This window comes from Anabaena sp. UHCC 0253, assembly GCF_009712085.1.
Lineage (GTDB): Bacteria > Cyanobacteriota > Cyanobacteriia > Cyanobacteriales > Nostocaceae > Dolichospermum.
This window is the reverse complement of record NZ_VILD01000005.1, coordinates 496176-518869: the sequence shown is the minus strand read 5'-3', so window position 1 is coordinate 518869 and position 22694 is coordinate 496176. Positions and strand designations below refer to the sequence as shown.

At 39.5% G+C, this 22694-nt stretch carries 18 protein-coding genes and 2 pseudogenes; 7 read left to right on the top strand and 13 right to left on the bottom strand.

The annotated features are described in order from the left end of the window. The 3 genes from FJR38_RS27795 to galT all read left to right on the top strand — a co-directional run. A partial coding sequence (locus FJR38_RS27795) for a hypothetical protein (RefSeq protein ID WP_217360028.1) occupies nucleotides 1–214 on the top strand: 214 nt, incomplete at its 5' end. A 354-nt stretch (nucleotides 215–568) separates the two neighbouring features. Then, nucleotides 569–2431 (top strand): glycoside hydrolase family 2 protein, encoded by a 1863-nt coding sequence (locus FJR38_RS16725; protein WP_168538238.1) that lies wholly within the window; start codon nucleotides 569–571, stop codon nucleotides 2429–2431. Then, complete coding sequence (gene galT / locus FJR38_RS16720) at nucleotides 2410–3510, top strand: galactose-1-phosphate uridylyltransferase (protein ID WP_168538237.1); 1101 nt, start codon at nucleotides 2410–2412, stop codon at nucleotides 3508–3510. The genes FJR38_RS16725 and galT overlap by 22 nt, the downstream gene beginning before the upstream one ends. A gap of 275 nt (nucleotides 3511–3785) precedes the next feature. Here the strand turns inward: galT and FJR38_RS16715 are convergent, their stop codons facing one another. Further along, nucleotides 3786–4106: a hypothetical protein gene (locus tag FJR38_RS16715; RefSeq protein WP_168497244.1), complete on the bottom strand. Its 321-nt coding sequence runs from the start codon at nucleotides 4104–4106 to the stop codon at nucleotides 3786–3788. A 567-nt stretch (nucleotides 4107–4673) separates the two neighbouring features. On the opposite strand from FJR38_RS16715, the gene FJR38_RS16710 reads away from it, so the two are divergent. Beyond that, entirely contained in the window at nucleotides 4674–5180 is a 507-nt protein-coding gene (locus FJR38_RS16710) for a DUF29 domain-containing protein (RefSeq protein WP_371418228.1), read from the top strand. A 183-nt stretch (nucleotides 5181–5363) separates the two neighbouring features. Here the strand turns inward: FJR38_RS16710 and FJR38_RS16705 are convergent. Further along, nucleotides 5364–5579: pseudogene (locus FJR38_RS16705) on the bottom strand (ISAs1 family transposase); the annotation flags it as partial. 70 nt (nucleotides 5580–5649) lie between these two features. Here FJR38_RS16705 and FJR38_RS16700 point away from each other — a divergent pair. Continuing rightward, on the top strand, nucleotides 5650–5937 hold the full coding sequence (locus FJR38_RS16700; RefSeq protein ID WP_168538236.1) for a hypothetical protein: 288 nt from the start codon (nucleotides 5650–5652) through the stop codon (nucleotides 5935–5937). 61 nt (nucleotides 5938–5998) lie between these two features. Here FJR38_RS16700 and FJR38_RS16695 read toward each other — a convergent pair whose 3' ends face one another. The 4 genes from FJR38_RS16695 to FJR38_RS16680 all read right to left on the bottom strand — a co-directional run bounded on the left by FJR38_RS16695 (nucleotide 5999) and on the right by FJR38_RS16680 (nucleotide 14194). After that, the gene (locus FJR38_RS16695; RefSeq protein WP_168538235.1) at nucleotides 5999–8239 is read right to left on the bottom strand and encodes a family 1 glycosylhydrolase; all 2241 of its coding nucleotides are present in this window, start codon (nucleotides 8237–8239) and stop codon (nucleotides 5999–6001) included. A gap of 185 nt (nucleotides 8240–8424) precedes the next feature. Next, complete coding sequence (gene glf / locus FJR38_RS16690) at nucleotides 8425–10866, bottom strand: UDP-galactopyranose mutase (RefSeq protein ID WP_168538233.1); 2442 nt, start codon at nucleotides 10864–10866, stop codon at nucleotides 8425–8427. 559 nt (nucleotides 10867–11425) lie between these two features. After that, nucleotides 11426–13654, bottom strand: a complete 2229-nt coding sequence (gene psaB / locus FJR38_RS16685) for a photosystem I core protein PsaB (RefSeq protein WP_168538224.1) — start codon at nucleotides 13652–13654, stop codon at nucleotides 11426–11428. A 369-nt stretch (nucleotides 13655–14023) separates the two neighbouring features. Beyond that, nucleotides 14024–14194 carry a hypothetical protein gene (locus tag FJR38_RS16680; RefSeq protein ID WP_168538222.1) on the bottom strand — a complete coding sequence of 57 codons (171 nt, stop codon included), beginning with the start codon at nucleotides 14192–14194 and terminating at the stop codon, nucleotides 14024–14026. A gap of 249 nt (nucleotides 14195–14443) precedes the next feature. On the opposite strand from FJR38_RS16680, the pseudogene FJR38_RS16675 reads away from it, so the two are divergent. Continuing rightward, nucleotides 14444–14518, top strand: a pseudogene (locus tag FJR38_RS16675) (NAD(P)H-quinone oxidoreductase subunit I); the annotation flags it as partial. 53 nt (nucleotides 14519–14571) lie between these two features. Here the strand turns inward: FJR38_RS16675 and FJR38_RS16670 are convergent. The 4 genes from FJR38_RS16670 to FJR38_RS16655 all read right to left on the bottom strand — a co-directional run bounded on the left by FJR38_RS16670 (nucleotide 14572) and on the right by FJR38_RS16655 (nucleotide 18686). Further along, a complete protein-coding gene (locus FJR38_RS16670; RefSeq protein ID WP_168538220.1) occupies nucleotides 14572–15603 on the bottom strand; it encodes an SDR family oxidoreductase in 1032 nt (343 codons plus the stop codon). A gap of 63 nt (nucleotides 15604–15666) precedes the next feature. Then, the gene (locus FJR38_RS16665; protein WP_168538218.1) at nucleotides 15667–16569 is read right to left on the bottom strand and encodes an alpha/beta hydrolase; all 903 of its coding nucleotides are present in this window, start codon (nucleotides 16567–16569) and stop codon (nucleotides 15667–15669) included. A 132-nt stretch (nucleotides 16570–16701) separates the two neighbouring features. Further along, the gene (gene fabG / locus FJR38_RS16660) at nucleotides 16702–17424 is read right to left on the bottom strand and encodes a 3-oxoacyl-ACP reductase FabG (protein ID WP_168538216.1); all 723 of its coding nucleotides are present in this window, start codon (nucleotides 17422–17424) and stop codon (nucleotides 16702–16704) included. A 68-nt stretch (nucleotides 17425–17492) separates the two neighbouring features. Continuing rightward, nucleotides 17493–18686, bottom strand: coding sequence for a thiolase family protein (locus FJR38_RS16655; protein ID WP_168538214.1), 1194 nt, complete (start codon nucleotides 18684–18686; stop codon nucleotides 17493–17495). A 254-nt stretch (nucleotides 18687–18940) separates the two neighbouring features. On the opposite strand from FJR38_RS16655, the gene FJR38_RS16650 reads away from it, so the two are divergent. Then, entirely contained in the window at nucleotides 18941–19204 is a 264-nt protein-coding gene (locus FJR38_RS16650) for a hypothetical protein (RefSeq protein WP_168497259.1), read from the top strand. Nucleotides 19205–19281: 77 nt separating this feature from the next. Here the strand turns inward: FJR38_RS16650 and FJR38_RS16645 are convergent, their stop codons facing one another. From FJR38_RS16645 to galK, 3 genes are all read right to left on the bottom strand, one after another. After that, complete coding sequence (locus tag FJR38_RS16645; RefSeq protein WP_168497261.1) at nucleotides 19282–19614, bottom strand: hypothetical protein; 333 nt, start codon at nucleotides 19612–19614, stop codon at nucleotides 19282–19284. A gap of 123 nt (nucleotides 19615–19737) precedes the next feature. Continuing rightward, complete coding sequence (gene phaC / locus FJR38_RS16640; RefSeq protein WP_168538212.1) at nucleotides 19738–21108, bottom strand: class III poly(R)-hydroxyalkanoic acid synthase subunit PhaC; 1371 nt, start codon at nucleotides 21106–21108, stop codon at nucleotides 19738–19740. A 391-nt stretch (nucleotides 21109–21499) separates the two neighbouring features. Continuing rightward, entirely contained in the window at nucleotides 21500–22582 is a 1083-nt protein-coding gene (gene galK, locus FJR38_RS16635) for a galactokinase (protein ID WP_168538272.1), read from the bottom strand. Nucleotides 22583–22694 lie beyond the last annotated feature (112 nt).

Sequence of the window (22694 nt, the reverse complement as noted above, 5' to 3'; positions counted from 1 at the left end):
AGGGATTTTAAAATGTTCAATTTATTTTGCATTACTACTTATTCTGGTTTTTCTCTGGATGCAATTGCTTTTATTTAGTGCCTACCCCGGTATTTGGGGCAACCACAGGGGGTTTGCCCCTACAAAATTGATTGATTTAGGGATTTTTAAAATGTTCAATTTATTTTGCATTACTTATTCTGGTTTTTCTCTGGATGCAATTGCTTTTATTTAGTGATATTTCCAGGAGTTTGATAGCTTTCCTATTTATTTGGCTATCTCTCTTCTTTTATCCCTGAATAGTTACGTTTTTATTATTGTTTGACTTTTTATTCTCGTAATTTCCCAGTGTGGAAAGTGCGTCATTAGTAGTCAAAATTTTAGTGAATATTTTGCTATGACTGGATAAATATTTTGTTTATTTGTGTCATAATGTCACGAGTCGGAAGTCCATAAATGATATTTTGAACCTGCCAGCACTAACGCTGAGAGAGGCTCTTTCAGTTTGCTTTCTAAATTCTTAAATTAGGTTGTTTTCAACCAATAAATACGAAAATACTTTGTTCTGTTGCTAGGGAAGATTTTTTAGATGAAATCGTTAGCTATCGAGAATTTTGACGTTAAATTCACCTCTGAAAATGATAATAAGCAGATTTTGAGTTTTAGAGATCCAGCATATCCACGTCCGCATCTGCGGCGCTCAAACTGGCAAAGTTTGGACGGACAGTGGAAATTCGCTTATGACGATGAAGGTAATTGCTCCCAACCCGGCGACCTTAGCCAATGGACTCATCATATAGAAGTTCCCTTCGCTCCTGAATCTACCAAAAGTGGGATTGGTGATCCAGAATTTCATACCAATTGTTGGTATGAGCGAGAATTTGACACACCTGTTGGGGACGGGAGATTTCTGCTACATTTTGGGGCTGTAGATTATCGGGCGCGGGTTTGGGTAAACGGCCAATATATGGCTGAACATGAAGGCGGACATACCCCATTTACTGTTGATATTACTTCTGTTTTGAATGACACTGGTACAACTAAAGTCACAGTTTGGGCGCAAGATGATCCACACGAACTGGCGAAACCTCGTGGTAAACAAGATTGGCAATTAGAAGCTCACAGTATTTGGTATCCGCGCACCACTGGTATTTGGCAGACTGTCTGGGTTGAGCGTGTAGGGACAACTTATATAGATCACATCCGTTGGACTCCTGACTTTGAACGCTGGGAAATCGGCTGTTTTGCATCGTTGGCTGGTCATATACCTGTTTCCGGCGTGCAAATGAAGGTGAAATTGAGCGTTGGTGGTAAGGTGTTAGCTAACGATACTTACGAAGTGTTCGACGGAGAAGTGAGCCGCCGCATTGCTTTGGCTGATCCTGGTATTGATGACTACCGGAATGAATTACTCTGGAGTCCAGAAAGACCAACTTTGATTGATGCAGAAATTCAGTTGGTGTATAACAACCAAGTGCTAGATGCAGTCAAATCCTATACTGCATTGCGGACGGTTAGTATCCAGCGCGATCGCTTTATGCTCAATGGTCGTCCTTATTATTTACGCTTGGTTCTCGATCAAGGTTACTGGCCTAATTCCCTGATGACTGCACCCGATGATGATGCTTTGCGGCGTGATGTGGAACTAGCGAAAGCAATGGGTTTTAATGGAGTTCGCAAACACCAAAAAATTGAAGATCCCCGATTTTTATATTGGGCAGATGTTCTAGGCTTGTTAGTATGGGAAGAGATGCCCAGCGCCTATCGCTTTACCCATAAAGCTGTAGAACGCATGACCCATGAGTGGACTGAGGTAATCAACCGTGATATTAACCACCCGTGTATTGTTGCCTGGGTTCCCTTTAATGAATCCTGGGGAGTCCCGAATTTAGTTGAAACTGCGGCTCACCGCAATTACGTTTTGGCGATGTATTATTTGACCAAAACCCTTGATCCTTCTCGTCCGGTAATTGGTAATGATGGCTGGGAAAGTACAGATACAGACATTCTCGCTATTCATGACTATGACACTCAACCCCAGCAATTGCTTCATCGCTATGGACCAGAAGTGAAGTTATCAGATTTGTTTGAGCGTAAGCGTCCTGGTGGACGTATCCTCACCTTAGACAATTATCCGCACCAGGGACAACCGATCATGCTGACAGAGTTTGGTGGCATTGCTTATGCACCTGCTACCCAGGCTGAGGCAGATAAAGCTTGGGGATATGAGCGTTGCTTCAATATTACCGAGCTAGAAATGAAGTACGCTGCCCTCCTGGAAACTGTGAATAATATCGAAATGTTCTGTGGCTTTTGTTACACCCAATTTACGGATACATTCCAAGAAGCTAACGGTTTATTGTACGGCGATCGCACTCCCAAATTTCCCATTGCAGCGATCCGTGCTGCTACTCTTTCAGGACAAGGATTATGTACTCCCACAGCTTGTTAAAGCCGGATGGACGGCAAATGACTTTATATAGTCGTTGCCCCATTTCTGATCAGATTACAGCTACTAGCCCCAGTGATGAGCCAGTGCGAGCTAATCCCCATTTACGTTGGCATCCCCTCCGGGGTGAATGGGTAGCTTATGCGAGTCATCGTCAAGGGCGGACTTTCTTACCACCCCCAGAATATAACCCCCTTGCTCCTAGCCGCAACCCTAATTTGCCCACGGAAATACCAGTTGGTAAATATGATGTGGCAGTATTCGAGAACCGTTTTCCCTCGATGATCACAACGGCAAAAAATCCGCCTGATTGCATTGTGGAAACTGTACCTGCAAATGGGGCTTGTGAAGTAGTGGTATTTACTCAAGATGCTAGTGCTTCGCTGTCGTCTTTGACACTGGAACACTTGGATTTAATTTTGCAAGTTTGGGGCGATCGCACGGAAGTTTTAGGTAAAAATCCCCAAATTCAATATGTTCTACCCTTTGAAAATAAAGGTGTAGAAGTTGGTGTAACTTTACACCATCCACATGGGCAAATTTACGCCTATCCATTTGTTCCACCTGTGCCTGAGCGGATGTTAGAACAACAGCAGCGGTATTATCAGGAACATCAACGCGGGTTGTTAGCGGATTTAATTCAAAAAGAAATTGCTGACAAGCAACGGATAATTTATGAAGATGAGGATGCGATCGCTTTCGTTCCCGTCTGTGCGCGTTATCCCTATGAAGTGTGGGTAGCACCAAAACAACCCGTTGCCACTTTTTCAGATTTAAATCTAGAACAACGTTGGGGACTTGCTAAAGCCTTAAAAACCGTCACTCTCAAATATGATGGTTTGTGGAATCGTCCTTTCCCTTATTTAATGGCTTGGTTTCAAGCGCCTACGGATGGTTTAAGACATCCAGAGGCACATTTACACGCCCAGTTTTATCCACCATACCGCACGAGCGATCGCTTGAAGTATTTGGCAGGAACAGAACTTGCGGCGGGGATGTTTGCTAATGATGCGTTACCAGAGGAGAAAGCGAAGGAATTGCAAGCAGTGAGTGTCAATCTGCGAATGCCAGTTTCGGCATAAAGGAAAACAGGTAAATTGAAAAAGGCGCACTTCATAACGAATGCGCCTCACTTTGTTTTTATTAGACACCTGGTGGAAAAATGTAGAGACATAGTATGGAACGTTTCTACAAAAGTTGTGGATAACGTATATTTAATTTCTATCAGATGTCTATTAGACATCTGGTGGAAAAAAAATGTAGAGATGTTCCATTTCACGTACAGAGTCTCGTTGAACGAACAGAAGTTAGAAGAGTGGAAATGCTTCCCTTGATTTTTGAGCAATAACAGACTCATTTAGCCTACTTTTGTGACTTTCTCTAATTCACTTTCTGCTCTTTCATAAGTATCTCTTGTACGAGTAACTTGTAAAATCCATTTTCCAGTTTGGGGATTTTTGCCGATAATTACACTAGAAGGTTCATCAGGCCAATCGTCCTTTAATTTTACGCGATCGCCTATTTTAAATCTACTACTTGGTTTCTCACCACCTCTATTATCTTTAATTACAGAGGATCTAGCTTTTTTTACTAAGTCGTTTAAATTAATTGAGTTTTTTTCTTCCCATGCTTTCAAATCAATTTCTTTAAAATTAACTTCTCCTGTTGGTTTTATCACCCATATATAAAGATTATTTTTAGCTACACTTGGATGATTAATTAAAGAATATTCAACAATAGTTGCTTGTTGTTGTTTGGCAATCTTTTTTATCTAAATCACTTTGATTAGGTAAATTGTTAATTATCGAATTAAGTTTATAGCGTTTCCCAGTCTAATGAAGTACAAAATTATCTGTGTTTATCTGCATCCATCTGCGGTTAATTCTTTCTTTCTGTACCTCACTTGAATGGGAATTGCTATAATAAAGTTGCGGTAATATTCAAAGGTAAAGGTAATAGAATTGTAATAATGAGAGTTACTAGAGATAGTTGAGATTTGTTAATGTTCATGGATTTAGGTTAATGTATGAGGGTAATTTTCTTCAGATTTTAAAATTTGGCATAAAATTTGTAATTCTTGTTGAAAATTATCATATCTGAAACAGCTACAGAGTTTATACGATTTAATTCGTATAAGTTTAGTATAATTTTACCAGACAAGATACTCTCACCACAAGACTGAATAGGAAAAATTTATATCTTTGCTTTTTGTGCGTCTTTGTGCAAAATACAATATAATGGTTGTATGAAATTCATTAGTGATGGCATAATTATGAGTATATCTCTTTATGAAAAAGACTTTAATTTATGGCTAGAATTAACAATTAATCAATTAGAAAGCCATGAATTTTCAGTTTTAGATACAGTAAATTTGATTGAGGAGTTAAAAGACTTGGGGAAAGCAGAAAAAAATGCTTTAGAGAGTAACTTAATGATTTTATTAGCCCATTTATTAAAGCTAAAAGTTCAAGCTGATGCTCCAGAAACAATGAAAAATAGTTGGTATAATTCAGTGATTGAACATCGTAAACGCATCAAAAAACAATTATCGAAAATGCCTTCACTGCAATCCTATTTACCCAAAATTTTAGAAGATTCCTATGCAGATGGTAAGGATATTGCTATTAAAGAAGGAAAACTAGCATCTTTTGGAGTTCGTATTCCTAATGAATCTGAATATCCTCATCTATGTCCTTTTACCATTGAGGAAATTTTAGATGATGAATTTTATGGATCATCTTTTGATGTTTAGATATCTCTATAAATCAGGCTATAAGCCTAATCTACGCAGTAGTTACTATATCATATTTTAGATTCCCAATTTATTAAATAAGTCGGGGATATAAAAATTTTATGGTTTTATTGTACAACAAGAAGTTACAGGTTCATTAGCAATATCTTTTAAACCCACAGAATTTAATAAATCTACCCAATTTTCTACAGTCTCTTTATCTTCAGGTTTGCTCTTTTTTAGTGCAATAATATATTCACCTGATTTATCCACAATTGATTTTACTATCTCTTTTTGACATCCCATTGCATCAATTGTTACTAAACATCCAGCTATATCTAAGACTTTAATTAATTCTGGTATTGCTGTTATCTCATTTGACTTTTCTTCAACCTTACATTGTCCTAATACTAATCTATTAACGGAATATATACGGAAATCTTCGCACAGGAATATCTAAAGTAATGATTGAAAATGCTTTGCAAAAAGGATGTTTCCCAATTTTCGACTGGCTAATCAAAAATTTAGACATTTTACAAAAAACTTTCCCCATCAAATCTATAGTATTTATGTCAAACCTCCGTCTTTAGATGTACTCCAACAACGATTAAATGATGGACGAGATCCTCAAAAAATACGTCTGAAAGCTGTGGTAACAGAACTGAATAAACTCGAAAATGGTGATTACGCTAATTGTATAGATTATGTGATTGTTAACGAACAAGAAAAAGCAGATTTGATTGCACAAAATATATACCCAAGTTATTTAAGTCTTTAGCAAGAATAACTAAAACTGGGTTTCAAAATTAGCCAGATAGACAACTGATTAAATTAATGTTTTATTGCCATTCCTCACAATATCGAGAAAGAGCATCTTCCAAACCAGGCATTATATCACCTCGACTACTACCAAGTGCGCTATAAGTCGGACGAGGAGCAATCAAACCCAGTTGTCGTGTAGGTAAAGCAATTAACCTTTTCACACTCACACCTGCTTGTTTTGCCGCTAATCTTGCCAAATTTGCCCAGGAAATTTCACATTTATTAGCTAAATGCCACAAACCAGTTTCACCATCTATTAATAAATCAAGACTAGCATGAACTAAATCAGGTACATAAGTAGGCGAAATAATAGTATCTTGCGCTGCTAAAAATTCCTCACCAGAACTGAGTTCACGCAGGGCAATAGTCACAAAGTTATACTCATCCCAAGGACTAAAAAAGGCACTGGTGCGAATTATCAGGGATGTTGGACAAGCTTGTAAAACTCGCTTTTCTGCTAAAGCTTTACTACATCCATAGACACTTAAAGGGGAAATGGCATCAGTTTCTACATAAGGTTGTGTTACAGCCCCATTAAACACCAAATCTGAAGAAAATGTCACTAACGGCAAATTATGTTGAGCGCAAGCAGTAGCTAATATTTCCGCACCTACTGTATTTACACGCAGACAGTTTCCTGGTTCGCGCTCTGCATCATCCACTCGCACATATCCCGCAGCATTGATTACAGCCCAAGGTTGTAACTCAGTCAGCACCTCATCAACAACAACAGGATTAGCAATATCCATTTCTTGCCGTGTTAGTAAACGGTATGGTATTCCTCGCACTTCACACAACCGAGCAAAAGCTTTTCCTAGCGTGCCTCTAGCGCCAATTATGGCTAGGGGACGATGGGGAGCAGGGGAGCTGGGGGGCTGGGGGGCTGGGGAGAGTATAGATTCAGATGCTTTTTTGGTTTTCTCTCTCTCATTTAGTCTACAACTGACTGCTGGATATAATAACCGTTCTGGACGATGCCACCAACCGGGGATATCAAGTAACGGGTGATTGGGATTGCGTCCTGTGGCTAAATCACGTATAGTTTTAGCGATCGCTGTTTCTCTGGGTTGAGGAGAACGCAAATCAAATACACCTGATTCGTAGTTACCTACCCAACGAGTTACTAAACTATTCCAATCATAAGTACCTAAAAGCGCCCAAGCTGTGACAGCACGGACATCTACACCCTGCGATCGCAATTCCTGCGCGGCATTCCACACCTCACAAAACCAGCGTAGTTGCTCTTCACGGGTACAATTGAGATGAACTTCAGTTACAGCCAAGGGGATTTTATACCGTTCCCATGCCTCTTGTAGTAAAGTCCTTGGACCTGCTGCACCTTCAGCACAAACTCGAACTGCTTCTATATCTGCGTATTCATCTTGTCCATTACCACCATGTGTCCAATTTGGATAATTTTCTAAATTTTCATCTAAAAAGCGATCGCTCGTTATATAATGATTAATGCCAATAATGTCCGGTGGACAGGGATTTTGACAAAATTCGTCAAGTTCATTTTCACTAATACCGCGATTTCGCAAATAACCCCAGATATGATGATTTGCGGAAATTCGACCACATAATAAATCAAAAGTTAACCAGCGACGCTCATTTTCAAACTCCGCTTGATAAACCAGTTTTGGCGTGCTGTAAATCTTTCCTAAATCTTCCGTTTGTACAAGTTCAGCACCAGGATTAACTTCCCTAATAGCTTGCATTGCCAAACACACACCCCGACATTCTGCCAACAAAGCCCGGCCAAAAGTTAAATCATCCTGTCCGTGAGGATACCAATGACCGTACAAACCACTAAATCGAGCCGTTGTTAAAGGTTCATTGACAGGTGTGTAATACCTTACCCAAGGATAGCGTTCTGCTACTGCACGGGCAAACTCTGCTAATTTCTCTGGAAATACTGGATCTATTAAACTGGTATAACGTGGACCACTACCATGATGTACTAATCCCACAATTGGACAAATACCCAGTTCTTGTAATCTCCCCAACCGCACATCCGCCCAAGACCAATCGGCATTTTTTAAGCCGTTAGGTGCGATTCGCTCCCATAATACAGGATAACGAATTGCTTGTAAACCCAATTTGGCAAATAATTCCAAATCCTCCAAGCGCGTTCCATGACCATTACGTTCTATTTGGTCAAAATACTCTTCACCCACACGATTAACCGTACACTCCACACCACCCCATACTTCTAAACGAAGTTGAGTTTTGAGTTTCGAGTTAAAAATAGAAGTCATACCATTTTGGATTTTAGATTTTGGATTTTGGATTGGGAATCCCTTTCTGTGTCATTGTTTTGTACAGCCATCTGTCGCAATCATTTTTCAAATTGGTATCACCTTGCTTCGCCTCCTGACTCCTGAATAGGCGGGGAAACCCTGAATAGAAACCCTGAATGGGCGGGGAAACCCCGCCCCTACTGTCAAACCTTGACGGCGATTTGTTTATACACAGAAAGAGCTTGACCAACACATTGATCCATGTTGTAATACTTGTAGGTTGCCAGCCTTCCCACAAAATATACCCCTGGTGTGGCATCAGCTAAAGCCTTATATTGCTTATAGATTTCCTGATTTTCTGGGCGGGGTACAGGGTAATAGGGGTCTCCTTCAGCTTTGGGAAATTCGTAAACAATGCTAGTTTTAGAGTGTTCCTGACCAGTTAAATAGTTAAATTCTGTAACACGAGTATAAAGGTGTTCGTTGGGATAATTTATCACTGGTATAGGTTGAAATACTGGGATGTTATGGGTTTCGTGCTGGAAATCAAGAGAACGATAGGGTAACTTACCGTAACGATAATCAAAGAATGCGTCCACCGGTCCTGTATAAACCATTTCCCGACAAGGTATAGCTTTTTCAATTTCCCGGTAATCGGTGTTAAGCATTACCTTAATATTCGGGTGATTTAACATATTCTCGAATAACCGCGTAAACCCATGCAGGGGCATCGCTTGGTAAGTATCGGTAAAATAACGGTTGTCGCGGTTGTTGCGTGTGGGAATCCGAGCAATTACTGATTTATCAAGTTCTGACGGGTCGAGTCCCCATTGCTTGCGAGTGTAACCGCGAAAGAACTTTTCATATAATACTCGTCCAACTTTGCTGACTACCACATCTTCTGAAGTATAAATATATTCTTTTGGTTCAGCTAATGCTTTCAAAAAATCCTCGACTTCAAAAGAATTTAGCTCCATACCATAAAGTTTATTGATAGTGTCGAGATTTATAGGTATGGGAACTAATTGACCATCTACACTAGCAAGGACACGATGTTCGTAAGAACGCCACTGAGTAAAGCGGGATAGGTATTCAAAGATTTCACGGGAGTTGGTATGAAAAATATGAGGTCCGTATTTGTGAACAAGAATACCATGATCATTGTAATGATCGTAGGCGTTACCACCAACATGATTACGTTTATCTACAATCAGCACTTTTTTTCCCAACTGAGTTGCTAACCGTTCAGCAATGACGCTACCAGAAAAACCTGCACCAACTATTAGGTAATCAAAAACAAAGTCTCTAGTAATAATATTGGGTGCTTGTTTTCTCGTAATCGCACCAAGATTATTTTTTTCTTCTGCATCACGGGTAGCGATCGCCGAATCTATCAATTTTATCATTGATGCCCAAGTCCGATCCCAAGAAATTTGCTCTAAAAAGGCATCAACACGACTTAACCACCCAGATGCTTTTGTATCCTGTTGCATTGCTTGTTCAGCAGCGGTGACGAAATCAGAAACTGTGTCTGCAATGCGTACCAGTTTTGAATCTCCATAGGGACGAACTACATCGCGAATACTGGTAGATACCACAGGTTTGCCGGCTGCAAGATACTCAGGAGTTTTAGTAGGACTGATAAAGCGCGTTGCTTCATTGCGGGCAAATGGCAACATTGCTAAATCCCATCCTGCTAAATATTCAGGTAGTTGTTGATAGGTTTTAGCACCGAGATAATGGATATTCTCGGACTGTGGTAGCATTGCGGGATCAATTTTCACAACTGGTCCAACCATGACTAAATGCCAGTCGGGGCGGATATCTGCAATACCTTGAAGTAGTTCAATATCCATCCGTTCATCAATTACACCAAAGAAACCCAGACGGGGATGAGGTATATCAGCTTGATCTGCTGGTTCTATTTTCAGGTTTCTGGCTTCTCCAAAGTGGGTTATATCTACACTGCTAGGAAACGCATAGACATTTGGGTGCTGGTTAACTTTACTTTCGTAAAGGCTTTGTCCCCCTGTAAATACTAAATCTGCATGGCGAAATAGTTCAGCTTCGTAATTTTTTAAAGTTGGTGGCGCACCATGGAATCCAGATAACTCATCCATGCAATCATAAACTACAGCTTGGGGTTGTAAATGGCGGGTAAATGCGATCGCCATTGGTGTGTAATACCAACAAATATACTTGTTAATGTTATGCTCTGCCAAAAAACCATCTATCAGAATTTGCAAATTTGCGTTAACAGATTCCTCATTTAAACCTTCTGGGAGATTGGGAACAACTACCACCACTCCACTTATATCTTCGCTAATTTCCAACTGCCGTAAATCTTCTTGATTGAAAATTGGTTCTTCAATAAAAAATACCCGCTTTCCCTTTGCACAGCGACTGAGAAGATGTTGTGGTCTTTGATAAACGAAATGCCAACGCAAATGAGATAAACAGACTATATCCGCCGTATCAGTGACAGTTTCTTTTGCTAAGAGATTTTTATTTAATGTGGATAAATTTAATGATGATGCACCTACTGATGGAGATTCGTCTAATTCAGATTGCTTATTTTTACTCAGCTTGGAAGACACAACATGACTAGCACCGTTCTTTTTTCGTTGAGTTTTTTCACTTGCCATAGATTTTTAATGCCATTTTTTACAAATTGGACGAGTGACTTGCTAAAAAATCAACAAATCGCCTCCTCAATTGATTTTTTTGTTTCAAATTTCCAAAAATTCAGTAATAATAAACAGGACTTACGCACAAGTCACGAAAGAACGAACCACGAAGGAACGAAGGACACGTTCGCGAAGCGTCCCGTTAGGGATAGAAAAGAAGGTTTCAGAGATATTTTGCGTAAGTCCTAATAAACTGAGAACATTAATTCTTAACCTTGCATTCCTTATAAGTTTTAATCATAAATCTTGGCTATTATTTCTACATCTACCCAAGAAAATAAATGAACAGATAATCTATATATAGATAGGATTACTCATTGATTTTTGATAGCGTGGCGTAAGCCATACAAGCTGTAAATCATCAACTTCATCGAATTAAAGATTGAGTCTCAGTATAATGAACAAGAATGAATTCAAAAATTATCAAAAATATATTTTTTGTCCAAAAAAAATCCCCCTTTATACCGTTAGGTTCAAAGAGGGAAATTGCAAAAAGGTCAGAGGAACTCTTAATATTTCATCCGAATTTACCGGCGGTTGCGGCTATCAGGAATGCGGCATAGGTGAGGACATAACCAACCGTAAAGTGAATTAAACCCACTAACCAACCTTGGACAATGGACATAGCCACAGGTTTATCTTTCCAACGTGCTAAGTTAGCCAAGGGGGTGCGTTCGTGCGCCCACACCAGAGTTTCAATTAACTCTTGCCAGTAACCACGCCAGCTAATCAGGAACATGAAACCAGTTGCCCAAACGAGGTGTCCAAAGAGGAACATCCAAGCCCAAACAGACAGATTACTTGTACCATAAGGGTTATATCCATTAATTAATTGTGCAGAGTTAGCCCAAAGGTAATCACGTAACCAGCCCATTAGGTATGTAGAGTTTTCGTTGAATTGGGCAACGTTACCTTGCCAAACACCTAAATGTTTCCAGTGCCAGTAGAATGTTACCCAACCGATCAGGTTCAACATCCAGAAAAAGGCGAGGTAAAAAGTTTGTTGCCAAGAAGAAGTTTGACAACTACCACCACGACCGGGACCATCGCAAGGGAAGTTATAACCGAAGTCTTTTTTGTCAGGCATCAACTTACTGCCACGGGCATCTAAAGCCCCTTTAACACAGATTAGTGTTGTGGTGTGCAAACCGAGAGCGATCGCATGATGCACCAAAAAGTCTCCAGGTCCAATGGTTAAAAACAGCGAGTTAGTACCTGAGTTAATAGCATCTAACCAACCCGGAAGCCAGACGTTACCGTGATTTGGCCAAGCTGTATAGGCAATACTATCTGGGTTAGATAGCAACGTATCCATACCATAGAGCAATTTACCGTGGGCAGCTTGGATAAATTGAGCAAACACCGGCTCAATCAAAATTTGCTTTTCTGGCGTACCAAAGGCAACTACAACGTCATTGTGGACGTATAACCCTAGTGTATGGAATCCCAAGAATAACGACACCCAACTTAAGTGAGAGATTATCGCTTCTTTGTGGTTAAGTACCCGTTCCAGGACATTACCTTTATTCTGTTCTGAGTCATAGTCCCGCACCCAGAAAATCCCAGCGTGGGCAAATGCGCCAATCATCAAGAAGCCAGCAATGTACTGATGGTGAGTATATAGCGCCGCTTGGGTCGTGTAATCCTTAGCCATAAAGGCATAAGGCGGCAGCGAATACATATGCTGTGCTACCAAAGAAGTCACAGTTCCCAACGCCGCTAGGTGAATACTCAACTGGAAGTGGAGGGAGTTGTTATAAGTGTCGTACAGCCCTTGGTGGGGGAGGTTAAATTGACCTTCGGTTTGGATACCAAAGAAATTTTTGGCATTGAGCATATCTTTGATGTTATGACCAATTCCGAAGTTAGTGCGGTACATATGACCGGCGATAATGAAAATAACAGCGATCGCTAAATGGTGATGAGCCATATCCGTCAACCACAGCGACTCTGTTTGTGGATGGAAACCACCCACGAAAGTAAGAATAGCCGTCCCCGCACCTTGAGAAGTCCCAAATACATGATTAAGTGTATCTGGATTTTGGGCATAGATACCCCAGTCACCTTTCCAAAAAGGTGTTAATCCAGCCGGGTGAGGCAAAGTAGTGAGAAAGTTATCCCAACCAACATGAATACCGCGAGATTCGGGAATCGCCACGTGAACCAAGTGGCCAGCCCAAGCCAAAGAACTCACACCAAACAACCCCGCTAGGTGGTGATTGAGTCGAGATTCAGCACTTTTGAACCAAGCCAAACTAGGGCGGAATCTAGGCTGTAAATGTAACCAACCCGCAAACAAAAACACTGCTGCTAACAACAACAGGAAAATTGAACCCGTATAAAGTTCATAATTTGTTCGCATTCCGATGGTATACCACCAATGGTAGACACCAGAATAAGCAATATTCACGGGATAGTTTGCACCACCTTGGCTAAAAGCTTCTATAGCTGGTTTACCAAAGTGTGGGTCCCAAATCGCATGGGCAATGGGGCGAATATGCAGGGGATCTTGAATCCACTGTTCAAAGTTACCTTGCCAAGCAACGTGAAACAAAAGACTAGAAGCCCAGAGGAAAATGATTGCCACATGACCGAAATGAGTTGCAAAAATCTTTTGGTAAAGATTCTCTTCAGTTATGTCATCATGGATTTCAAAATCATTACCTTGAGCCATCGCATACCAGATGCGGCGTGTTGTTGGATCTTGTGCCAGATCCTGACTAAATTTTGGATATCTTTTTGCCATGTATTGTCATCACATCTTTTTCAAATATTGATGTAATTCTTGTCTAGATCAGGACTGAAGCAACTGGCATATTCATAAGGTGAGCCAAACTCGATAATTCCTTGACAATCCTAAAAGAAATATGGAGTGTAACACTTGCATAAGTCCTATATACGAGTAATTAACAAATAAACTACTTCTACTTCCATCTCACTTAGGGAGGAAATTAAAATTAAATAAATTTATTATTTTCAATACATCCGGTTTAATTTTGAGATATCAGTTATTTCTCTGTTTAGAAATTACAGCTATTCTTAGATAGATGAGAGAATTAAACAAAATTCAAAGCATTGTCAAGATTTTTCAGGTGCAATATTCACTATCTACAGTTTATTGAAACCACATAAATTCCCTATGGATTAATAATTCCGTAGTAAATTGCAGCCACAAATAATATCGCCAAGATGATGACATAAAAGCATTGCGGAATAGGGGAGACAATGGATTTTTCTCAGTGATGAAATTATTACCTTGCTTTTGAGTCATATCCTCAGTTTTCATTGTTATTTAGAAACTCATTTAATCAGTCATCGGCAAAGCCGAAAGTAAATTTATTTCTCGGTTTTTTGGAGTTAATTCATACTGCTATAGTCTAAATACCCGCCAATTACTGCATCACGCTTAAGAAAGACTTAGAGTGTTCCAAACAATAAATGATCCAAAACCAGAGATTGCTTCATTCCGCTCCGCTCCATTCGCAATGACAATTGGGCATTTTTTTACTTGGAATACTCTTAATTTCTAAATAATTGCCCAACTAACTGCACTTCATTTACTGAAGAATACGAACTTTCTGTTTATGACCGCCATGAATTAAACCTTGATAAAAGAATTAATCATGTTGGGTTTTCTTACGTCAAACCAACCTACACAATTATTCAACCTTTATTTTTCAAGGTTTGTACTGCTAACAACGCTAATACGCCTGTAGCGGCGATGCCTACGGCGAGCGAAGCGATCGCTCCCCATTGCAGCACAGGATTTTTATCTAAGGCATCAAAAAAGCTGGGAATGACTTGGGTTTTATAGTCCCCATCTATTCTGTCGTGTTCAGGAACAGGCTGATAAAAGTTATTTGGTGCGTTTTCGGATTTTGGCTCAGAACTACGCTGTAAATCAAAACCGAATTGTAACAACAGTGAATCTACTAACCCCGGAGAAATCCGTTGTAATAAATCTAGCGCCTTGGCTGCATCACCCACTAAAAGATCACGAGTGGGATGTTCCGCTACATAGACGACTGCATCAGCTACCAGCCTGGGGTCATAGTAAGGTGGTATACCGGCTGGTTTTACGCCTAACTTAGTTAGACCATTATTCCAGAACGGGGTATTAATTACACCGGGTTTGATACTTGTAACACTAATCGGCCATTTATCATGCTGTAACTCTATCCGCATAGCTTCCACAAAGCCTTCAATCCCGTGTTTGGCAGCAGCATAAGCACTTTGATAAGGGAGCGATCGCCTACCTTCCATGGAAGAAATATGAATCAGCGCCCCCCTTCCTTCCCGCTTCAAATGGGGTAAAGCAGCCATCGCGCCATAAGCTTGTCCAACCAAGTCCACATCAATAACGTGCTTAAATTCTTCCGGTTTTGTGTTGTCGAAAGTGGCAAAAAGTCCCACAGCGGGAGTATGCACCCATGTATCAATTCGCCCGAATGTCTCCACAGTCTTATCAGCGATCGCATTTACTTGATCAAATTCCTGCACATCAGCAACAATAGAAATTGCTTCACCGCCAAAACTGCGAATTTCCTCCACCACAGACTTTAAACCTGACTTACTACGGGCGGAAACTACCACTTTTGCACCCCGTCTAGCAAACTGCAAAGCTGTTTCTCGGCCAATACCGCTAGAAGCACCAACGACAGAAACAACTTGTTGATTGATTGGTTTTAATTGCATAGATGCGACTCCTTTAAATCTTCAATAGAATCAAGAAACTTGGCGTTGCCATTTCTCCAACTCTTACTCTCTGAGCCTCTGCGCCTCTGCGTGAGACAAATTCATACTTTCATTCACCAACACCAGAAACTTTTTTAACTCAGTAGTGAATAATTCAGGACACTCAACTTGAGGTATATGTCCACAGTTGGGGATTAAAGCCAGATGTCCTTGTTTAAGACGACTAACAGCATTTTGCGCTTGATTATTTGGTAAAACTAAATCATTAATTCCCCACATAATCAAAGTTGGCATTTGTAACTGGGGAAGAAGATCAAGTATGATTTGATGCTGTCCAAATAAATTTAATTGGGCGCGAAGAGAAGATAAACCAGCCTCTAAAAAGCCCGGTATTTTAGCCATGCGCTCCTGTTCGGCTATCCATTGAGGAGGGACTTTCACCGGTTGGTTAAATAGCAGTAATGCCCGTGACCAAGCCCGCTGAGTTGCTCCTAGAGGAGTTCTGCACCAAGCGATCGCTAATTCTCCGTAAACAGGTAATGTTAAATTCGACAGAATGGGGTTAACTATGTTGCTAAATCCCATACTATCTACCAGCACTAAAGCCGCTACTTGTTCAGGTTTTGACAGAGCCAAGCGTAAAGCAATTATTCCCCCCAGGGAATTACCCACCAGCACCGCTCTTTGAATTTCTAGGGTTTTGAGAAAATCGGCTAAAAACTGGGTGAGAAAATCTAGGGAATAGTCGCGTTGTGGTTTATCGCTTTCGCCACAACCAGGTAGATCAATTGCTAAAACGCGGTGGTTGGTTGCTAGTTTGGGTAGTACCCAAGACCAATCAATGGCACTTTCACCTACTCCATGTAGTAAGACTAAGGGTGGATCGTTGTTACCTGCTGTCTGGTAATGGATGTTTAGGCCACCTACATCTATATATTTTTCTTCTGTTGCAGTTTCTGTAATCATTTTTTGTAAAGGAGTTAGGAGTTTTTGAACCACGTTCGCGAAGCGTCCCGAAGGGATAGACACGAAGGACACGAAGAAGAAAGAGGAGTTTTGGAGATATTTTGCGTAAGTTTTTTCTTCCCTCGATCTCTTCTATGTATGATGTGCGCCGTTTACTCGCAGCACTGTTCCTGTAATGTAGCTACTGGCTAAGGGTGACAGGAGAAAGGCTACAGCCCAAGCGATTTCTTCGGGTTTTCCAAAGCGAGATAGGGGGATTTCTGATAAAATTCGTTGTTTTACTTTGTCGGAAATGGGGTTGAGCATATCAGTTTCAATGAATCCTGGTGATACTGCATTTACTCGCACTTCATACTTAGCTGCTTCTTTGGCTAATGATTTGGTGAAGCCTATTATTGCTGCTTTGGATGCTGCATAATTAGTTTGTCCAAGGTTTCCCTGTTCACCGGAAATTGAGGATATACAGACTACAGAACCGGAACGGCGATCGTACATTTTGGGGATAATTGGGGTGAGGGTGTTATAAACTCCTTTTAAGTTGGTATCTATGACTGCATCCCAGTCTGCGCTGGTGAGTTTGGGGAAAAAGTTGTCTTTGGTGATGCCGGCATTTGTGACTATTCCATAAATTGCACCGAGTTCGTTTTCTACTTGTTCTGCTACTTGTGTCATTGCGGTTTTATCGGTAACATCTGCGGATATTGCGAGTGTGCCAAGTTGGGGTGTGTGGTTGCTGCGGTAGGTGTAGGCTACTTTGCTTCCTAATTCTAAAAGCAAGTTGACGATCGCATTTCCTATGCCCCGATTTCCGCCTGTGACTAAAATTACTTGATTTTCTAGTCCTAAAGATGTCATGTTACTGATTTAATGAACCACGAAGGAACGAAGGAAGCGAAGGAAGAAGGAAGAAGGAAGAAAGAAATTTACCTCAGTCTTTCTATGGCGATCGCTGTTCCTCCTCCGCTACCATGACAAACTGCTGCTAGTCCTAAATGTCTGTTTTTTTGTTGTAGGGCGTTGAGTAGGGTGACTAAAATCCGCGCTCCTGATGCTCCTAGAGGATGTCCTAATGCGATCGCTCCCCCAAAAACGTTTAATTTTTCTTGGGGAACTCCTAGTAAGCGATTAAATAAGACGTTACTCAAGGCGAAGGCTTCGTTGTTTTCAAATAAGTCAAAGTCATAAATTTTCATTTTTAGTTTTTTTAACAGTTTATTTACGGCGAAAATCGGCGCTTCTGGAAATCTCCAAGCTTCTCCTCCTGTCCATGTTCCACCTATTAATCTGGCTATTGGTTGGAGTTGATGCTGTGCTACTGCTGTTTTGCTGGCTAACACTAAGGCTGCTGCACCATCTGATATTTGACTACTATTTCCAGCGGTGAAAACTCCATTTTCTCTAAATTTTGGTGGCAATTTTCCCAGACTTTCTAAACTTGTTTCTGGGCGAATTCCTTCATCTTGATCAATAATTTGGTTGCCTTTTTTTCCTTCAATTGTAATTGGTATAATTTCCTGTTTGAGAAAGCCGTTTTGGGTAGCTTCTGTTGCTCTTTGTTGTGAATAAAAAGCAATTTCATCTAACTCTGTTCGGGTAATTTGGTAAGTTGTTGCTAATCGTTCTGCTTGTTCTCCCATTGTTTCCCCACTGATGGGATCTGTGAGTCCGTCATCAACTAAAATATCTCTGAGTTGTTCGGGTGCATCTTGTAAAAATTTATATCCCCAACGAGCGCGGTGTGACAGTAAAAACCCTGTCTGTGACATTGATTCCATTCCCCCAGTCAGGACTAAATCAGCAACACCTGCACGAATAACTGTTGCAGCGTTAATGGCGCTCATCATTCCCGACGAACACACCATATCAACTGCATAACCGTTTACTGTGTCAGGAATCCCGGTTTTGTAAGCTGCTTGACGAGGTAATGATTGTCCGTGTCCGGCTCTAAGTACATTACCAAAAATATACAAGTCTAAAGCCTCCCCGGAAATTCCCGCTTTTTCTAAAGCTGCATTCATAGCGATCGCTCCCAGGTCTACTGGTGACAATTTTGCTAACATACCTCCGAATTTACCCAGTGGTGTCCTAACTGCTGAGACAATGTAAGCTTCTTGCATACTGCTCCATCAAACTAATACAAATCCCGATAAATTTGGATATTGGTTTTGTCTGGAAATAGCTCCCACAATTATCAAAGAATTCGAGGATCTGGGTATAGGTTTCTAACTCTAAATTCCACTATTTGTAAATTTATAGTACAAAAAAATATTTATTAACAAATCACTCTTGAGAAATAAATAGAATCCTACATATCTAGTTACTTTAAAATGGGAACTGAATAAAGCAACATCAGCCAATAGGAGTAATCACAATGGATAGTTTACATAGTTTTGAGCAGTTTTTTAAACAATTGAGTGAATTCCAAAATATGGTTTTCAATAATTGGAATTCTACTCTATCAAGTATGCAAAATATGAATTTATCAAGTTCACCAGAGAATTTAGATAAAAACATGAAAGTACAGGAAGACTTGGTAAAAAACTCTTTGGAATTCCAAGAACAGGTAAATCGTTTCTCTATAGACACTCAAAGAAAATTGTGGGATGGTTATTTTAAAATGATGCGGAAATCATAAACCCAACATCTCTTTAAAATCCATAAAAATTAAGGTGGGCATTGCCCACCTTCTGCAATAATTGAAAAACCACAACTTTACCACCAAATGCGATTTCCTTCTTCATCCATTCGCGCTTGACGAATTACATCAGAAATTTCTTCTGCATCTTTGACATGGTGGAGTGCTTTTTTCTCACCATCAGGGTTTTCCACTACAAAATAAGTTGGAACTGTCACGTGTTCACCAGTAATATCAAGTATATCTACAGCAACTTGTTGAGCTTTTTCTTCAACTGATTGGGGTTCGTCAGCAATTCTATCTCCTGGATTGGCTGTTAAACTCTTGTCTTTGATATTTTGTTCTTCTCGGGAATGCGAATCTTTATCTACTGGTTGATGAATTTGATTATCTTGATCATTCTTAGTCATGGCTGTTTCTTACATAAAAACCTGGCTATTACTAATATCAACCTAGACAATCAAAAGTATCTCTTTCTAGCGAGAGAGTTGGAGGATGAACTTTACTGTTTGATTTCAAAGGAAAAAAGAAGTTTATATTCGTATCTTTAACCAATTCCCAATCATTAAGGGTAAGTCTTTCTGCACTTTGCTACTTACATAGATGCCAATATGTCCAACTGGAAATGAATGGACTGTATAATCATCACTAGAGATATATTTCTCAAGAGCTAAAGATGACGTTGGGGGAACTAAATGATCCTGTTCGGCATAAATATTTAAAATCGGTATTTGGATCTTGCTTAAATCTACTCGCTGATTACCAATTTCTATTTCACCTTTAATCAATTTATTCCCTTGATATAAATCCTTAATTACCTGTCGAAAAGTCTCACCAGCTTGATCAGGACTATCAAAAATCCATTTTTCCATTCTCAGAAAGTTCAGCAGTTTTTCTTCAGATTTAATAATTTCTAGCAAGTCAATATATTTTTTAACTCCTAATTGAAATGGTTTCAACATCAAAAAGACATAATTAAGAAAATCACCAGGAATATTCCCCAAAGTATCTACCATTAGGTCTACATCTAAAGCTTTATTACCTAAAGTAGATCCACTCCAAATATTCAGAAGTCCATCATTAATATGAAAGTCTACTGGAGTAATCATCGTAATGAGGTTTTTTACTTTCTCTGGATGCAAGGAACTATAACAGAGACTAAATGTACCTCCTTGACAAATTCCTAATAAATTAAGCTGGGGAAGATGATGAATTTTGCAAATCACATCTACACAATTATTGATATAACCATTTATATATTTATCCAGAGTTAGCCAACTTTCATTTTTTTGAGGGTATCCCCAATCAATTAAGTAAACATCAAAACCAAGTTTCAGCAAATTAGCAACAAAAGAACGTCCTGCTTGTAAATCAATTATATATGGACGATTGACTAGAGCGTAAACAATCAATATCGGAATATTTCCAGAATTTTGATCTGGTGAATAGTGGTATAATACGATTTGATCTTCTTTGTAAATTTCTACTTTTGGTGTTATTCCTACCTGGATTTTATCTTCATAAAAATAGTTAACAATATTAATGGGATTAATTTGGCGAATAAAGTCCATAATTGGCGTAAATTCTTTTACCAATTGTTGCTGGTATGACCAGTTAGCGATAGCTATGTTTAAAAATTTGCCTTGAATAATAACGGCATCTGGTGAACGGAATTTATCTGCAAATTCTCGATCAAATTTATTAGCGAATATTTGAATTATTTCGGGTAATTTATCCAATATCTTACTGCTATTGTCTGCACTACTAAACTCATGTATTAATTCCAAAAAAGCTTTTCTATAGACATCAGATAGTAATATTTGATAATTAAGACTAGCTTGATATAACTGAATTAAGTTACTAATAAATTTGGAATATTCATGGATATAATTTTGTATGCTCATCAAATTTTATTCCTTTGTAATAATTCAGGATAAAGTAGATTTTTAGCAATATTAAAATTCTCTAAAATTTCCCATCATAAAATCTGGATATTGCTGTATATAGAAATCAGTATTAATTTCAATTTGTTGGCAATTTTTATATTATTGTTTATATTTATTACTTAGAAAAAAAGGGAACTTTCTAACAGGGAACAGATAAAAAACTAAAGTATTAAAGTTTAAAACTCAGTCAAAAAAAGTGTTTTTAAAAGATAACGAGCAGCGAAAAAACAGTGTAATTATTTCAATCTCATGTTTTTTAACATGAGTTTTTTCTGTTAAGAGTTCCCTTTGAATTAACTATGTGTTTATATTTAAACTATTTCTGCTACTTATTCCACTCGTGTATGTATTACACAATCAAGTTGCACAACAGCTTAGGGACTAAAATTTTGCCGTTGTAACCTGTATATTTGTATTCCTCAACTACTTTTGTGGCAATCTCTCTTCCTTGCCCTGATGTAACTAAAGCAACACAAGCTCCACCGAAACCTGCTCCTGTCAGCCTTGCACCAAATACTCCTGCTGTGTTCTGCAAAATTTCTACCAAAGTATCCAGCGCAGGTACAGAAACCTCGTAATCGTCCCGTAAACTAGCGTGGGATGCGTTCATTAACTCTCCAAACCGCTCAGGTGTAACACCCTGTAAAGCTTCTAAAACGCGGTTATTTTCTGTAACTACATGACGGGCGCGATCGCATAACGGTTTCGGTAATATTTCTACTGCATTAGCATCAGTAATATCTCGTAGTGCTTTCACTCCTAACAAATGCGCGGCTTCTTCACATTCAGCCCGACGCTGATTATAACCACTACTGGCAAGTGTCCGCGGCACACCACTATCTATGACTACAATCTCTACTCCATCAGGAAAAGTCACAAGCTGACGTTCTAGAGTCCGGGTATCTAAAAACAAAAGATGTTTATTATCCGCCAAACTAGCAGCCATTTGATCCATAATGCCGCACTGCACACCAGCATAGTGAATTTCTGCTTGTTGTGCCAATTGGGCAATTTCCACATCATCAAGAGGAAGATCGAGCAGTTGACGTATTCCTCTCAATGTTGCCACTTCCAAAGCCGCACTACTAGATAAACCTGAACCCATAGGTACGGAAGATTTCACATACACCAACAGATAAGGTATTGTATAACCTGCGATTTTCAAAACTTCAATACAACCATAGATATAACTGGCAAATCCAGATGGTGAATGGTGCGTATCTAATATAGTGACTCGCTCATTTAAATTTTCTGAGTAAAAATGATGTGCGTTATCTCTACTCATACCGAGTAATACTGTTGTGCTTTGAGGAATGGCAGTTGGTAACACAAAACCGTCGTTATAGTCGGTATGTTCACCCAGTAAATTTACCCTACCTGGCGCACTGGCTTCTGTTTCGGGTATGGTATTGAATGTTTCTTCAAAATTCATCATATTTTCGTTTTTGTTTCGCGCAAAGTCGCAAAGGAGCAAAGGAAGAATTAAGTGTATACCTGAAATTTACGGGAATTCCCGGTTATGTTTATTTAACTAAAGGCACAGC